The sequence below is a fragment of the Micromonospora parastrephiae genome (genome assembly GCF_016802865.1).
GTDB classification, from domain to species: domain Bacteria; phylum Actinomycetota; class Actinomycetes; order Mycobacteriales; family Micromonosporaceae; genus Micromonospora; species Micromonospora parastrephiae.
Genome location: NZ_JAEVHM010000049.1, coordinates 1 through 14,871 on the forward strand (window position 1 = coordinate 1; position 14,871 = coordinate 14,871).

Sequence of the window (14,871 nt, forward strand, 5' to 3'; positions counted from 1 at the left end):
GTTCGCCGACAGCGGGGCTCGCCAAGCCCGGCTCACCTCCTCGCGCTCACTGAGCCGCCTTTCGTTCGCGACTGCGGGCTCGCAAACCGGCTCACTCCTCGCGCTCACTGAGCCGCCTTCGTTCGCGACTGCGGGGCTCGCAAAACCGGCTCACTCCTCGCGCTCACGCTGAAGCCTCCTTCGTTCGCGACTGCGGGGCTCGCAAAACCGGCTCACTCCTCGCGCTCACGCTGACACCCCCACCCGGACGTTGCGGAACCGGGCCGGCGCCGCCGGATGCCCGGTGTGCCCGATCTGGCCGGGCTGGCCCTTGCCGCAGTTGGGCGTCCCCCACGGCACCGTCTCGCCGGAGAGCATGTCCATCGAGCGCCAGAACAGCGGGCCGATCCCGGTGTACGTCGGGTTGCGCAGCATCCGCCCCCGCCGGCCCTTCTTGATCTCCCAGCCCACCTCGCAGCCGAACTGGAAGTTGAGCCGCTTGTCGTCGATCGACCAGGACCGGTTGATGTCCATCAGGACGCCGTCGTCGGTGGCCGCGATGATCTCGTCCAGGGTGTGCGGGCCGGGTTCCAGGCCGACGTTGGTCATCCGCACCATCGGCAGTCGGGCCCACCCGTCGGCCCGTACGCTGCCGCCGTAGTCGAGGCTGGCCATGGCCGCGGAGTCCCGTCCGGCGAGCACACCCACCCAGCGACCGTCGCGGACCGCGTCGCGCTTGACCGCGGGGGAGCCCTCGTCGTCGAAGCCGAAGCTGCCCAACGCGCCCGGGATCGTCGGGTCGATGGTGATGTTCATCAGGTCGGAGCCGTAGCGCAGCGAGCCGAGTTGGGCCAGGTTCAGCCAGGACGTGCCGGCGAACGCGGCCTCCCACCCGAGGATCCGGTCCAGTTCGATGGCGTGCCCGACCGACTCGTGGATCTGCAGGGCCAACTGCTCGCCGCCGAGGATCAGATCCGTCTCGCCGGCCGGGCAGGGCGGGGCGGTGAGCAGCGCCCGGGACTCCTCGGCGATCTGCGCGGCGTGCGCGGCGAGGTCGAGCGACTCGACCAGCTCCCATCCGGTGGTGCCGTACTGGCCCCGGTAGCTGGGCCAGGACCGGCGCTGCGTCTCACCATCGCCGATCGAGGTGGCCGAGATGCCGGCTCCGCACTCGCGGATCCGCTGGTCGATCCGGTGACCCTCGCTGGAGACGAACCACTTCGCGGTGTCCCAGATCTGGTACAGGCCCTCCGCGACGTCCGCGCCGTGCTCGGCCATCGTGCGGGTCGCGCCGACCAGGAGGTCGCCCTTGTCCGACAGGGGCACCCCGAGCGGGTCGATCTGACAGCCGGAGACCCAGCTCGCGGTGACCGCCTCCACCGGCACCAGGTCGACCGGAGGGCCGGGCACCCGTGCGCTCGCCATGGCCGTCCGCGTCGCCCGTCGCCCGGCGTCGCGGGCGGCGGCGTCCGACAGATCGGGTACGGCGTGGAAGCCCCAGCTCGCGCCGACCAGCGCCCGGACGCCGAGCCCGATGCTCTCGTCCTGGGTCAGCTCCTCCACGTCGCCGTTGCGCGCCGCCATCGACTCGTAGCGACGGTGCATCACCCGGGCGTCGGCGTACCGGGCCCCCGCGTCGAGGGCGGCCTGGACGGCGGCGGTGGCCGCGTCGAACTCGGTCATGCGACCGACCCTAGGCCAGCCGACCGACACCCGTCAGGGGACGAGATCCTCCGGCCGGACGGTGGCCCGTACCGGTTCCGTCAGCTCCAACGCCTCGCCGCGCTTCGCGGCCGTCGCTTCGACGTAGTGGCCGCCTTGGCGCCGGTAGAGGCGCAGCGCTCCGGTCTCCTGTTCCACCAACAGGTACCACCCGATCCCGGCGGCAGCGTAGTAGTGCATCTTGAGCACCTTGTCGGTGGACGCGTTGCCCGGCGAAATGATCTCGCAAACCAGACGGACGTCGGTCGCCTCGATAGTGAGCTCGTCGAGATCGATCGGGTCGGTGAGGACGAGATCGGGGATCGGTATCCGACCGGGCCGGAGCCGGACGTTGACCGCCTCGAGGAGTTCGAGACCGGCGGCCTCGGAGGCTGCTTCGAGGATGTTGCCGAGCCTGCGGGAAATGCGTTGGTGTCGGGGGGTGGGGGCTGGGGTCACGTGGAGGCTCCCGTCGAAGAGTTCGACGCGTTGCTGCGTCTCGCCGAGGGCGAGGTACTCCTCTTCGGTCCACGGGCCTTCGTGGTTGAACACCGCCGCGGTCATCGTCACCTCCACCTCGTGCCACCGGGATCCTCTGCTGCGTGCTCGGCCAATGATCGCACCTGACGTGCGCTTAAGACCATGAATGCCCGAGGTGAGGGGTGTTCAGGGCCGATGCCGACTCGTTACGCTCGGGCCCGCTGACACGTGCCGACTTTGTAGCTTATTTTCACCCTCGGGACTTTCCTGTAAGTTCTCTTCGTCACTGAGGGAGGTGGCCGTGGACAGCTCGGAACCGTCGCCGTCCGGGGAGCCGGACGACCGTCCCGCCGTGCCGGCGCAGCGCTCCGACCAGGACGCCTACCTGCGGGTGAGTGACCTGCGGGTCCGGTTCGACACCGAGGACGGCGTGGTGCGCGCGGTCGACGGGGTGTCGTTCGCGGTCGAGCGGGGCCGCACTCTCGGCATCGTCGGCGAGTCCGGCTCCGGCAAGAGCGTCACCTCGCTGGCCATCCTCGGCCTGCACGACCCCCGGCGGACCACCATCACCGGGGAGATCTCGGTGGGCGGCCGGCAGGTGGTCGGCCTCTCCGACGAGGAGGTACGCCGGCTGCGCGGCCGGGACATGGCGATGATCTTCCAGGATCCGCTCTCCGCGCTGCACCCCTACTACACCGTCGGCCGGCAGATCGCCGAGGCGTACCGGGTGCACCACCCGAAGGCCAACCGGCGGGAGGCCCGCCAGCGGGCGGTGGACATGCTGGACCGGGTGGGCATCCCGCAGCCGGCCCGCCGCTTCGACCAGTACCCGCACGAGTTCTCCGGCGGCATGCGTCAGCGGGCGATGATCGCGATGTCCCTGGTCAACGACCCGGCGCTGCTGATCGCCGACGAGCCGACCACCGCGCTGGACGTCACCGTGCAGGCGCAGATCCTGGACCTGCTCGCCGACCTCCAGGCCGAGTTCCACTCCGCGATCATCCTGATCACCCACGACCTCGGCGTGGTCGGCCAGGTCGCCGACGATGTCCTGGTCATGTACGGCGGTCGCGCCGTCGAGCGGGGCAGCGTCGAGCAGGTGCTCCGTTCGCCGCAGCATCCGTACACCTGGGGGTTGCTCTCCAGCGTGCCGTCGCTGCACGGCGACGCGGACGCGGACCTGGTGCCCATTCCCGGCAACCCGCCCAGCCTGATCAACCTGCCGTCCGGCTGCGCGTTCCACCCACGTTGCCGGTACGCGGACCGGGCCGGCAGCCGCTCCCGGAGCGACGTGCCGGAGCTGCGCCCGGCAGGGCAGAGCGATTCGGATGGCCACCTGGTCGCCTGCCACCTGGGCGCCGAGGAACGCGCGGCGTTCTACGCCGAGGACATCGCATCCGTGGGGGTGGCCCGATGAGCGACGAACCACTGCTGCGGGTACGTGGGCTGACCAAGCACTTCCCGGTACGTCAGGGGCTGCGCGGCACGGGTCTGGTGCGGGCGGTCGACGGGCTCGACTTCGACGTGCGACCGGGCGAGACGCTCGGCCTGGTGGGGGAGTCCGGGTGCGGCAAGACCACCACCGGTCGGATGCTGGTGCGGTTGCTGGAACCGACCGACGGCAGCATCGAGTTCGCGGGGCGGGACATCACCCACGCCGGACGCCGGGAGCTGCGCCCGCTGCGTCAGGACCTCCAGATCATCTTCCAGGACCCGTACGCCTCGTTGAACCCCCGGCACACCGTGGGCCGGATCGTGGCGATGCCGTTGCAGGTGAACGGGATCAAGCCGCCGGGCGGGATCAAGGCGCGGGTGCAGGAGCTGCTGGAGCTGGTCGGGTTGAACCCGGAGCACTACAACCGGTACCCGCACGAGTTCTCCGGTGGGCAGCGTCAGCGCATCGGCATCGCCCGGGCGCTGGCCCTGCGGCCCAAGCTGATCGTCGCCGACGAGCCGGTGTCCGCGCTGGACGTCTCGATCCAGGCGCAGGTCGTCAACCTGCTGCGCGACCTGCAACGGGAACTCGGCCTGGCGTTCGTGTTCATCGCGCACGACCTGGCCGTCGTTCGGCACTTCTGCCAGCGGGTCGCCGTGATGTACCTGGGTCGGATCGTGGAGATCGGCGACCGGGCGGACATCTACGAGCGCCCCCAGCACCCGTACACGCGGGCTCTGCTGTCGGCGATCCCGGATGTCACCCAGCTCGGCCCGGCGGGCCGGATCCGGCTGACCGGTGACGTGCCGACTCCGCTCGACCCACCCTCGGGCTGCCGGTTCCGCACCCGGTGCTGGAAGGCGCAGGACATCTGCGCCGCCGAGGAGCCCGCGCTCGTTCAGCGCGACGGCGGCAGGCAGGCCGCCGCGTGTCACTTCCCCGAGGTGGCGGGGTCGGTTGCCCAGGTCGTCGAGGAGGTGTCGTCGTGAGCCTGTCCCCGGTGGAGGGTGTGGCGCTGGCCGAGATCGAGTCCGGCGCGGACACGGGCGAGCACGCGGCGAAGGGTGTCGTCGGCCGTTCACCCGGTCAGCTCGCCTGGCTGCGGCTGCGCCGCGACCGTACGGCGATGGTCAGTGGCGGGCTGCTGGTGTTCTTCCTGCTGCTGGGGCTGGCCGCTCCGTTGATCGAGATGGTCTACGGCGTGGGTCCGCGCGAGCAGTTCCAGAATCTGCTGGACGGCTTCGGCATGCCGCTGGGTTACGCCGGCGGTGTCACCGGGGAGCACTGGTTCGGCCTGGAGCCGAATCTGGGTCGGGACATCTTCATCCGGTTGATCTACGGGCTGCGGACGTCGCTGTTCATCGCGTTCGCCGCCGCGTTGATCACCGCGACGATCGGCATCGTGCTCGGCGCGCTCGCCGGCTATCTCGGCGGCTGGCTCGACGCGGTGATCAGCTGGATCACCGACCTGACCCTGGCCATGCCGTTCCTGATCATCGCGTTGGCGCTCACCCCGACCATCACGCTGCGTTTCTACGGTGAGCGGGGCCAGGTGTCGTCCGCCTTCGGGGTGGGCGTGCTGATCGCCGTCTTCGCCATCTTCGGCTGGACCAGCACGGCCCGCCTGGTGCGCGGGCAGGTGATCGCGTTACGCGAGCGGGAGTTCGTGGAGGCGGCCAGGGCCAGCGGCGCCGGGCTGGGGCACATCATCTTCCGGCAACTGCTGCCGAACATCTGGGCACCGATCCTGGTCTCGTTCTCGCTGGCGGTGCCGCAGTTCATCACCAGCGAGGCCGCGCTGTCGTTCATCGGGGTCGGCCTCAGCGACGAGACCCCGAGCTTCGGCCGGATGATCTACGACAGTCTGGACTTCCTCCAGACCGACCCGGCGTACGTGTTCTTCCCGGGCATCATGATCTTCGCGCTGGTGTTCGCCTTCAACCTCTTCGGCGACGCGTTGCGGGACGCGCTCGACCCGAAGTCGTCCCGGTAGGGGTGGGCTCATGTCACGTTTCCTGATCAAGCGGCTGTTCTCCGCCACGCTGACCCTGTTCGCGGTGAGCGTGCTGACCTTCCTGATGTTCTTCGCCCTGCCGCGCGACCCGGTCACCGGGATGTGCCCGAAGAACTGCAACCCGGAGCGGCTGGAGCGGGTCCGCGACGATCTGGGCCTGAACGATCCGCTGGTCAGCCAGTACGCCGGTTACATGAAGGGCATCGTCACCGGACGGGACCTGGGCAGCGCCCAGGGTGGCCGGTGTGACGCGCCCTGCCTGGGCTGGTCGTACGTCTCCAACGAGGCGGTTTCGGACACCATCGCGCGGGTGCTGCCGGTGACGTTGAGCATCGTGATCCCGGCGGCGATCCTCTGGCTGCTGCTCGGGGTGGGCCTCGGCATGGTCTCGGCGCTGCGTCGGGGCACCTGGCTGGACCGGGCCGCCATCGGCTTCTCGCTGACCGGCGCCTCGTTGCAGCTCTACTTCGTGGGCGCGGTGCTGCTGCTGGTGTTCGTCTACAACCTGCGGCTGCTGCCGGTGCCGAGCTACACGTCGATCTTCGACGATCCGGTGAAGTGGGCGAGTGGCCTGGTGCTGGCCTGGGTGGCGCTTGCCTTCCTCTTCTCGGCCATCTACGCCCGGTTGTCCCGGGCGCAGATGTTGGAGACGCTGTCGGAGGACTTCGTCCGCACCGCGCGGGCCAAGGGCCTGGCCAAACCCAAGGTGTACGGGCGACACGCCCTGCGCGCGGCGATCACCCCGGTGGTGACCATCGCCGGGCTGGACGTGGGCGGGGCGCTGGGTGGCACGGTGATCACCGAGACGACGTTCGGCATCCAGGGGCTGGGGCGTACGGCGGTGGACGCGGTGCGCTCCGGTGACCTGCCCACCATCATGGCCACCGTGCTGATCGCGGCCGTCTTCGTGGTGTTGGCGAACGTGCTGGTGGATCTGCTCTACGCGGCCATCGACCCCCGGGTCCGGCTGCGCTGAGCGGCCGGGTGTCCACCACACCCGCCGACGGTAAAATTTATCGACAACTGTTACACAACTCGTAGGTTTTCTTCCTTACGATCCTCGGGACGTCGGCGGTTCTCGCCCCGACGAAACCGCACGGCACATGGGTGAAGGGGGTACTTCATGCGACCACGCGTGGCGGTTGCCGCAGGCGGCGCGATCGCTCTGGTTGTGGCATTGGGTGCGTGCTCGAAGAACACGGGCGAGGGCACCACGGTGGACAGCGAGCGGAAGCAGACCGGGGTCATCGCGACGGACCCCAAGGACTCGCAGGGGCCGGCGGCCGAGGTGAGTGGCGCCCAGAAGGGTGGCACCTTCAGCGTCATCCGGGAGTCCCCGATCTCCCACCTGGACCCGCAGCGGACGTACTCGTTCGCCGGTCTGATGGCCAACCCCCTCTGGTCGCGCTACCTGACCACCTGGAAGGACGACGGCAAGGGCGGCCTGGTCCTGGTGGGTGACCTGGCCGAGACGCCGGGCAAAAACGTCAACAACGACTGCAAGGTCTGGGAATTCACGATCAAGGACGGGGTGAAGTTCGAGGACGGCCGGCCGATCACCTCCAAGGAGATCGCGTACGGCATCGCCCGGTCCTTCGACCCGGACCTGTCCGGCGGCCCGACCTACATCCAGGAGTGGCTGGCCGACACCGCGCAGTTCGACACCAAGTGGGACTTCAAGAAGAACAAGACGTCGTTGCCGCCCGGCCTGAGCACGCCGGACGCCAAGACGCTGCGCTTCGAGTTCGCCAAGCCCCGCTGTGACCTGCCGTTCGCGGTCTCACTGCCGACCACCGCGCCGCTCCCCGCGGACAAGGACACCGGCGTCGACCTGGACAAGCAGCCGTTCTCGTCCGGCCCCTACAAGGTCGCCAAGAACCAGGTCGGCGTGCAGATCACCCTGGACCGCAACCCCAACTGGGACGCGAACACCGACCCGGTCCGGCACCAGTACCCGGACCAGTTCGTCTGGAGCTTCGGCCCGACCGCGGACGCCGCCAACAACCGGGTGATCGCCGACAACGGCGCCGACCAGAGCGCGCTCGCCTTCAACGCCGTGCCCGCCTCGCTGGTCGCCAAGGTGGCCGGGGACGCCTCGCTCAAGTCGCGCAGCATCCTCTCCCCGACGCCGAGCGCCAACCAGCTCGTCATCAACAACCAGCGGGTCAAGGACCTGAAGGTCCGCCAGGCGCTCAACTACGCCATCGACCGGGAGGGCATGGTCAAGGCGCTCGGCGGCCAGACCGTCGCCGCGCCGCTGACCACGCTCATGCCGCCGGCCACGATCGGCTACAAGGCGTACGAGGCGTACCCGGCGGGCCCCAACGGCAACGTCGACAAGGCCAAGGAACTGCTCGGCGGGCAGACGCCCGCGCTGGTCCTCGGAGTCGCCGACAACTCGACCGAGCAGCAGCAGGGCGCCCAGCTCAAGGCCAACCTGGAGCGGGCCGGCTTCAAGATCACGCTGCGGAACATCTCGGACGACGCCAAGCTCGACGAGATCAAGAAGAAGGACAACCCCTGGGACCTGTATCTCGGTAACTGGGCGGCGGACTGGCCGAGCGGGGCCTCCATCCTGCCGGTGCTCTACGACGGCCGCACCATCAAGGCCGAGGGCAACAGCAACCAGTCCTACTTCAACGACCCGGCGATCAACGCCGAGATGGACCGCATCCTCGCCATGGAGCCGTCCGCACAGGGCCCCGAGTGGGCCAAGCTCGATGAACGGATCATGAAGGAGCACGCCCCCGTGGTGCCGCTCTTCGTCGACGTGGCCTACAACGTGCACGGGTCCAAGGCCGGGGGGATCTTCATCTCCAGCGTCTTCGGCTACCCGTCGTTCGTGAACGCGTACGTCAAACCGTAAGTCACGCCGCAGGCAGGAAGGGCCCCCTCCCGACAACGTCGTCGGGAGGGGGCCCTTCCGTTCCTGCTGGAGCAGGTCACTGGTGCGAGTCGATCTCGCCGCAGGTCGTTCGGCGGCACGTCGGCGGCGGGACCGAGCCGGCGCGGCGACCCGCCCGTTGACAACATCGCTCGCGTCTCAATACGCTTAACAGGGTCGTTAAGTGAGGGGAGCTTCCGATAGTTGGCAGCGATCAACTCAGCGCGGTGTTCTCGGCGCTGTCCGACCCGACCCGACGGGCGATCATCGCCGAGCTGGCCGAACGCGACGCCACGGTCACCGAGCTCACCGCTCCCCTGTCCATCTCGATGCCGGCGGTGTCACGGCACCTGAAGGTGCTCGAGCGCGCCGCGCTCATCTCCCGGTCGCGGTCGGGCAAGTGGCGCGCGAGCCACCTCGAATCTGCCCCGCTGCGTGAGGCGGCCGACTGGATCGAGCGCTACCGGCGGCTCTGGGACTCGTCCCTCACCCGCCTCGATGAGCACCTCGCCGCGGTGCAGGCCGCCGCACCGGCAACGGCCCGGACGGCCGACGACCCCAGGGAGCTCGAATGAACACCGAACCTCCGCAGCTCGCCATCTCGCGTGTGTTCGACGCGCCACGGGACCTCGTGTACCGAGCCTTCACGGATCCCGACCACCTGGCGGCGTGGTGGGGCCCGACCGGCAACTCACTACCGCGCGACGAGGTCGAGTTCGACATACGTCCTGGCGGCTATCAACGGTGGACGGAGATCAACGCCGCTGAACCCGAGCTACGCGTGCACGTCCACGTCGACCTCACCGACGTCGCCGACGGCGAACTGCTCGACGGCGTCGTGCACGTCAGCGGCCGACTGCCGGAGGGCATTGAGCCGCACGTCACGAGAATGCGTGTCGAATTCCACGACGAGGCTGACGGACGGACGCGACTGGAGATCCGCCAGTGGCTCCCCGACCATCTGGCGGGCCCCAGCACGGAGGGTTGGCGCCAGGCGTTTATCAAGCTGGACGCCACGCTGGCGAATGTCCGGCCTGGTGCCGCACATCATCGAGAGGTAGAGGTATGGCAAAGCTGACTTACGTGACGATGTTGTCGCTCGACGGCTACATCGAGGACGAACGCGGCGCGTTCGACTGGTTGCCCATCGGCGACGACACGTTCGCGTTCACGACCGACGTCCTGCGGTCCAAGGGCACGTTTCTCTACGGGCGGCGCCTGTACGAGGCGATGTCCGTCTGGGAGACCGACGCCGCCCTGGCCGCGAAGTCGGACCTCATGGCCGACTTCGCGAACGCCTGGCAGGCGGCGAGCAAGGTCGTGTATTCCACGAGCCTCGCCGACGTGTCAACTGCCGACACCCGCGTCGAACGCCAATTCGACCCCGCCGCGGTACGCGAACTGAAGGCCACGGCCAGCAGCGATCTCATGATCGGAGGTGCCGACCTCGCGACGCAGGCTTTCAAGGCCGGGCTGGTCGACGAGTGCGAGCTGTTCATCCTGCCCGTCGTCGTCGGCGGCGGTAAGCCAGGGCTGCCGACCGGCGTCCGCACCGACCTCGAACTCCTCGATGAGCGCCGATTCCACAGCGGCCTCGTATACCTCCGCTACCGCACTCTCGGACAGTGAACGACAGCCCTGTCCGATTACCGGCGCTTGCACGACACGCGGAGCGCCGACGACTGACTCGGCCGGATGAGGTCGGTGGAGCAGCCTCTGGCGACGTGAAGCATCTGGGCAGCCGCCCGAGGACGAGTTGGCAAAGGGTTTTATTCGGGCGACGTGTTGTAGTGGTCGAGCGTCGCCTTGGATGTGGACGCGTCCCGGAAGGTCAGCTCCCACGGGCCGGTGTTGACGTCCATGTCCTTGCCGAACCCGACCCATTTCCCGGCCATACGTCGGCCGGTGGGCTCCACCAGTAGCTGGATTGCGCCGTGGTACCGGGCTCCCCGGTAGTAGCCGGCGGGATCGGTCTGCTCCACCCAGGTGCCGGTGACCACGGCACCGTCCACGGTGAGATCCATTGACAGCGACGATGCCGCCGAGCCGGGCAGGCTGCGCACGGTCAGTCGGTCGCCGTGCTGGAGCACGACCACGAAGTGCTGCCCGGCGAATGACTCTCCCCGTCCGCTGGAATGGAATTGGTAGCGGCTGAGCCAGACGCCCTCGTACGACCCGTGGACCGCGAGTGGCTTGGGCGTTGGCGTGGCCAGGCTGGACATGGGCGAGGTCAGGTCGTGGCCACCGTGTTGGTCATCGACGACATTGCCATCGGGTATCGCGGCGAAGCCGAGCAGCGAGACCGGCAGGCCGGTGACGACCTCCAGGGCGCGGGCGTACACGGGCCGTGGTGCCGCGATCGCGCCGGACTCCCAGCGCTGGACGAGTCTCTTGTTGGCGTCATTGGGTTCGCCCACGCGGCGGCCGGCGGCTTGAAGCGCGCGGGCGAAGTCGTCCTGGCTCATGCGCATCCCGGTGCGGACCGCGCGTAGGGCGGTGTTCGGGGCATTCATGTTCGCCACAATAGCGGTGTGTCGCCTCAATGTCGCCTTGAATGTGTCCCGGATGTCGCACTCTGTGCCGTTGCGCCCGGCGACAGCCCGACGGCATTGTGGACACAGGCGACGGCTGAGCCCGCCGATGCGCCGCTGCGGTGGAGGTGATGATGCCCAATTCTGACGACAAGCCGGTCAGCCAGGGTGAGCAGATCGATGCCGCCGAAAGGGAGGAAGCGAAGCGCCGGTTGCTCGCGCAGGCCGAGGCGGAGCGGATACCGGCGGACGAGACGACTCGGGCGGTGCCGGATCGGCGGTGGCGTGGTGAGCCGTGATCCGGTGCCGATCGGTCGACGCGTCGCCTACCTGCGGGTGCGGCGCAGGTTGTCGCAGCAGTCGTTCGCGGATCGGTTGGGGAAGTCGAAGAGCTGGGTGGACAAGGTCGAGCGTGGGGTCCGTTCCCTGGAGCGGGTGTCGACCATCCGCGAGATCGCCGCGGTGCTGAGGGTCGATGCCGCAGCCCTGCTCGGTCGTGATGTCCAGCCTGCCGAGCTGGCCGAGCGTCGCGGAGGCATCGCGCGCATTCGAGCGGCGTTGTCGACGTACCCGATGGCTTTTGGTCGCCCGGCGGGCCGGGAGGTGATGTCGGCCGAGCGGTTGGCTCGGGAGGTGCGGCATGTCTGGACGACCTACCAGCACGCCCGGTATCCGCGTCTGGCCGAGTTGGTGGAGGTCGGTGATGCGACGGCTCATCGGCGCCGAAGACATCGAGCGGGCACACTGGTGGGACCCGATGGCGTCAAGGGGGCTTCGATGCGCTGCGACACGTGGAAGGGCGCCGCCCTGGGCACGCTGGCGGTCCTGGCCGCGATGCTGGTCACCGGCTGCGACGCGGGCGGGCAGAGCGAGCCGGAGCGGAATGACAGGTCGGTGGAAACCGACAGGTCGATGAAAGAGGTGCTCAAGGAGTACCAGCCACGCTTCGAGCAACGGCGCGCGGCGCTCGCGGCGGCGGCGGCGAAGGTGCCAGAAAAGGGCGCCGGCAAGGCATCGTGTGCCAGGAGGCTGGACCCTCGGCCGGAGTTCATCTGGTTCGACCACACCAGCCAAGCCTCGGACAGCTACAACAGCCCGGACAAGGGCGGAAACGTCGACATCGCGGCGACAACCGAGGCCGGAACGCCGGAGCGGATAGTGGACGATCCCGGGTCGACCCTGAACAGGTTCGCGGTGCCGCCGGGCTGGCTCGTCCGCGGCCTGTGGATTACCGGCCCGCAGGGACCACTCGGCACCAACGAATTCAAGGTGACCAGCCAGTACGGCGACGAGCCATACCTCGGGGTCGAGAAGGACCCGGTCCAGAGGCTCCGGAAAATCCTCGACCTCGGGCTGCACAAGCGCTACATGCTGCTGTACCGCGTGACGACCTTCGCCTTCCCCGACGCCGAGGGCCAGGACAATGTGCGGGCCGACGTGTTCCTCGCCGACCTGGAGAAGGGCGACCTGCCCTGCCGGTTGGTCGCGGACGGCCACGACTACGACGTGCGGGGTGGACTGGTGGAAACTGTCTCACTCACCCCGTACGAGGACATGCAGACCAGTTTCCAAATCCACATCAGCGACAAGCTGAGGTCCCTGACCCGCCCCTGACTCCCGACCAGTCGGACAAGGCCACGCGACGGCGCCGCCGACCGATCACCCCAGGTGGGTACGGAGGAAATCCAGTTCGAGTGGAAGCAGCCGCTCCGCGGTGCCGTTCGCGGCCATGTGGGTGGCCCCGGTCAAGGGCAGCACGGCGTGCGGGCGGCCGGTGCTCAGCAGAGCCGCCGACAGCCGGAGCGTGTGCGCGGCCACCACGTTGTCGTCGGCCAGACCATGCACCAGCAGCAGCGGCCGAGCCTGATCCGGGCCGGTGACCGGTTCGGCGGCCATCTCGACGAGTGAGTGGTGGGCGTACACGTCCATGCCGTCCTCCGGCAGCCCCAGATACCGCTCGGTGTACGCGGTGTCGTACAGCGCCCAGTCGGTCACCGGGGCGCCCGCGATCCCGCACCGGAACAGCTCCGGGTGACGCAGCACCGCCAACCCGGCCAGCCACCCCCCGAACGACCAGCCGCGCACCGCCACCCGACCCAGGTCCAGATCCGGGTGCTTACCGGCCAGCGCGGTCAGCGCGTCGATCTGGTCGGCCAGGATCACGTCGGCGACCCGCCGGTGGATCGCCTTCTCGAACGACGGTGCCACCCCCGGCGTACCCCGGTTGTCGATGGTGACCACCGCGAACCCGGCGTCGGCCCACCACTGCCGCTCCAGCCACGCCGCTCGGGCGGCCACCACCTCCTGATGCCCCGGGCCGCCGTAGATGTCCAGCAGCACCGGCAGCCGCCGACCCGTCACGTGGTTGTCGGGGTACAACACCGCCGCCGGCAGCCGCCGGTCGGTCACCCGCTCCAGCAGCGGCAGCGGAGAGTACGGAGGGGTGGCGGCCAGCGACCGCAGTTCGGCCAGCTCCTGGTCGCCGCGACGGACCGTCCACCGCACACCGGCGTGGTCCAGCGACGCGACCCCGACGACCAGCACGTCTCCGCCCACGGCGGCGGTGTGCCAGCCGGAGTCGGTGGTGATCCGGCGCGCGTCCACCCCACCGCCGATCGTGGTGCGGACCCGGAACAGGTGCCGCTCGCTCGGCTCGCCGTCACTGGCCTCCACCAGCAGATCGGCCGGGCCGGAGCCGGCCGGCAGCCGACCCACCACCCGCCGCACGTACAGCGACGGCGGCGTGAGCAGGGTGCCGTCGGCGAACAGGCACCGCGCGTCATACCCGTCGTGGGCCAGTTCCCCGCCGACCAGCACCCGGCCGTCCGGCAGGTGCGCAGGCGTGCCGGCGATCGGCTCGACCCACCGCGGATCGGCCAGCTCGGCGTGCACCTGCGTCTCACCCGTGCGCGGGTCCACCGCGAGCACCAGCCCGTGCTGCTGCGAGCGACGCAGCACGGTGATCAGTGGGCTGCCCTCGCCCCAACTGACCCCGGTCAGGTACGGGTAGGTCTCCCGGTCCCAGTGCACGTCGACCCAGCCGTCGTTCAAATCCAGCAGGTGCAGGCTGACCTCCGCGTTCGGCCCACCCGCCCGGGGGTACGCGACGGCGGTCGGCGGGCTCGCCGGGTCGGCCGGGTCGTACAGGTGCCACCGTTGCAGGCGGGACTCGTCGACCCGGGCGGCGAGCACGGACCGACCGTCCGGCGCCCACCAGTAGCCTCGGAACCGGCCGAACTCCTCCGCCGCGATGTGCTCGGCCAGACCCCAGCTCACCCCGGCGTCCTCACCGGCCAGCAGGGTGTCGGTGCCGTCCGCCTCGATCACCCGCAGCTCGCCCCGGCGGACACCATCGGCCGCGTCCGTCACGTACGCCAGTCGCTGACCCGTCGGGTCCGGACGGGGGTCGAGCACCGGCCCCACGGCGGCCACCTCCACCACGTCGCCGTGCACCAGGTCGGCCCGGAAGAGGCGCCCGGCCAGCGCGAACACGGCCACCCGGCCGGCGGCGTCCAGCGCGTACGACCCGATGCCGGCGGCGTTGAGCCGCAGCCGCTCGCGCAACGCCCGCTCACCGGGGGTGAGGGCCCGGGGATCGCCGCCGGCGCCCAGCAGGGTCGCCGGGTCGGCCACCAGCTGCTCCGCACCGGTCGCCACGTCCAGCTGCCACAGCGCGTCGGCCGGGTCCTCCGGCCCGGCGGAACGCAGGAAGATCACTCGGGAGCCGTCCTCGGCCACGGCGACAGCGCGCGGTGCGCCGTGGGTGAACCGGCGGGTGCGGGCGGCCAGCTCCGGAAAGTCCACAGGCCAAATCGTAGAGCGGTACCGGGGGTGATGTGGCCGACCT

At 69.6% G+C, this 14,871-nt stretch carries 14 protein-coding genes; 10 read left to right on the forward strand and 4 right to left on the reverse strand.

Going from position 1 to position 14,871, the window contains the following annotated elements:
* Window positions 1–225: 225 nt before the first annotated feature.
* Together JNW91_RS12910 and JNW91_RS12915 are read right to left on the reverse strand one after the other, a co-directional pair.
* Complete coding sequence (locus JNW91_RS12910; protein WP_203175078.1) at window positions 226–1,662, reverse strand: TldD/PmbA family protein; 1,437 nt, start codon at window positions 1,660–1,662, stop codon at window positions 226–228.
* 33 nt (window positions 1,663–1,695) lie between these two features.
* A complete protein-coding gene (locus tag JNW91_RS12915) occupies window positions 1,696–2,244 on the reverse strand; it encodes a Uma2 family endonuclease (RefSeq protein ID WP_203175079.1) in 549 nt (182 codons plus the stop codon).
* Window positions 2,245–2,512: 268 nt separating this feature from the next.
* Between JNW91_RS12915 and JNW91_RS12920 the strand changes: the two genes are divergently transcribed.
* The 8 genes from JNW91_RS12920 to JNW91_RS12955 all read left to right on the forward strand — a co-directional run bounded on the left by JNW91_RS12920 (window position 2,513) and on the right by JNW91_RS12955 (window position 10,122).
* Window positions 2,513–3,577, forward strand: a complete 1,065-nt coding sequence (locus JNW91_RS12920; RefSeq protein ID WP_203175100.1) for an ABC transporter ATP-binding protein — start codon at window positions 2,513–2,515, stop codon at window positions 3,575–3,577.
* On the forward strand, window positions 3,574–4,584 hold the full coding sequence (locus tag JNW91_RS12925; RefSeq protein ID WP_203175080.1) for an ABC transporter ATP-binding protein: 1,011 nt from the start codon (window positions 3,574–3,576) through the stop codon (window positions 4,582–4,584). The genes JNW91_RS12920 and JNW91_RS12925 overlap by 4 nt, the downstream gene beginning before the upstream one ends.
* Window positions 4,581–5,588: an ABC transporter permease gene (locus JNW91_RS12930; RefSeq protein ID WP_203175081.1), complete on the forward strand. Its 1,008-nt coding sequence runs from the start codon at window positions 4,581–4,583 to the stop codon at window positions 5,586–5,588. The genes JNW91_RS12925 and JNW91_RS12930 overlap by 4 nt, the downstream gene beginning before the upstream one ends.
* Window positions 5,589–5,598: 10 nt before the next feature.
* Window positions 5,599–6,585, forward strand: coding sequence for an ABC transporter permease (locus JNW91_RS12935; protein WP_203175082.1), 987 nt, complete (start codon window positions 5,599–5,601; stop codon window positions 6,583–6,585).
* A 147-nt stretch (window positions 6,586–6,732) separates the two neighbouring features.
* Window positions 6,733–8,475, forward strand: coding sequence for an ABC transporter substrate-binding protein (locus JNW91_RS12940; RefSeq protein ID WP_203175083.1), 1,743 nt, complete (start codon window positions 6,733–6,735; stop codon window positions 8,473–8,475).
* A 218-nt stretch (window positions 8,476–8,693) separates the two neighbouring features.
* Window positions 8,694–9,068: an ArsR/SmtB family transcription factor gene (locus tag JNW91_RS12945; RefSeq protein WP_203175101.1), complete on the forward strand. Its 375-nt coding sequence runs from the start codon at window positions 8,694–8,696 to the stop codon at window positions 9,066–9,068.
* Window positions 9,065–9,571 carry an SRPBCC family protein gene (locus tag JNW91_RS12950; RefSeq protein ID WP_203175084.1) on the forward strand — a complete coding sequence of 169 codons (507 nt, stop codon included), beginning with the start codon at window positions 9,065–9,067 and terminating at the stop codon, window positions 9,569–9,571. The genes JNW91_RS12945 and JNW91_RS12950 overlap by 4 nt, the downstream gene beginning before the upstream one ends.
* Entirely contained in the window at window positions 9,559–10,122 is a 564-nt protein-coding gene (locus JNW91_RS12955; RefSeq protein WP_203175085.1) for a dihydrofolate reductase family protein, read from the forward strand. The genes JNW91_RS12950 and JNW91_RS12955 overlap by 13 nt, the downstream gene beginning before the upstream one ends.
* A gap of 140 nt (window positions 10,123–10,262) precedes the next feature.
* Here JNW91_RS12955 and JNW91_RS12960 read toward each other — a convergent pair whose 3' ends face one another.
* A complete protein-coding gene (locus tag JNW91_RS12960) occupies window positions 10,263–11,006 on the reverse strand; it encodes a helix-turn-helix domain-containing protein (protein WP_238424879.1) in 744 nt (247 codons plus the stop codon).
* 152 nt (window positions 11,007–11,158) lie between these two features.
* Here JNW91_RS12960 and JNW91_RS32225 point away from each other — a divergent pair, with 152 nt between their 5' ends.
* Together JNW91_RS32225 and JNW91_RS12965 are read left to right on the forward strand one after the other, a co-directional pair.
* Entirely contained in the window at window positions 11,159–11,323 is a 165-nt protein-coding gene (locus JNW91_RS32225; RefSeq protein ID WP_238424880.1) for a hypothetical protein, read from the forward strand.
* Window positions 11,324–11,327: 4 nt separating this feature from the next.
* Window positions 11,328–12,638, forward strand: a complete 1,311-nt coding sequence (locus JNW91_RS12965) for a helix-turn-helix domain-containing protein (protein WP_309244340.1) — start codon at window positions 11,328–11,330, stop codon at window positions 12,636–12,638.
* Between the two features lie 45 nt (window positions 12,639–12,683).
* On the opposite strand, the gene JNW91_RS12970 is transcribed toward JNW91_RS12965, so the two are convergent.
* On the reverse strand, window positions 12,684–14,828 hold the full coding sequence (locus JNW91_RS12970) for a S9 family peptidase (RefSeq protein ID WP_203175088.1): 2,145 nt from the start codon (window positions 14,826–14,828) through the stop codon (window positions 12,684–12,686).
* Between the last annotated feature and the right edge of the window lie 43 nt (window positions 14,829–14,871).

Bases quoted from the DNA above. Each gene is read 5' to 3' on its own strand.
- JNW91_RS12910 (WP_203175078.1), bottom strand. From the start codon at position 1,662: ATGACCGAGTTCGACGCGGCCACCGCCGCCGTCCAGGCCGCCCTCGAC.
- JNW91_RS12915 (WP_203175079.1), bottom strand. From the start codon at position 2,244: ATGACCGCGGCGGTGTTCAACCACGAAGGCCCGTGGACCGAAGAGGAG.
- JNW91_RS12925 (WP_203175080.1), top strand. From the start codon at position 3,574: ATGAGCGACGAACCACTGCTGCGGGTACGTGGGCTGACCAAGCACTTC.
- JNW91_RS12935 (WP_203175082.1), top strand. From the start codon at position 5,599: ATGTCACGTTTCCTGATCAAGCGGCTGTTCTCCGCCACGCTGACCCTG.
- JNW91_RS12940 (WP_203175083.1), top strand. From the start codon at position 6,733: ATGCGACCACGCGTGGCGGTTGCCGCAGGCGGCGCGATCGCTCTGGTT.
- JNW91_RS12950 (WP_203175084.1), top strand. From the start codon at position 9,065: ATGAACACCGAACCTCCGCAGCTCGCCATCTCGCGTGTGTTCGACGCG.
- JNW91_RS12955 (WP_203175085.1), top strand. From the start codon at position 9,559: ATGGCAAAGCTGACTTACGTGACGATGTTGTCGCTCGACGGCTACATC.
- JNW91_RS12960 (WP_238424879.1), bottom strand. From the start codon at position 11,006: ATGAATGCCCCGAACACCGCCCTACGCGCGGTCCGCACCGGGATGCGC.
- JNW91_RS32225 (WP_238424880.1), top strand. From the start codon at position 11,159: ATGCCCAATTCTGACGACAAGCCGGTCAGCCAGGGTGAGCAGATCGAT.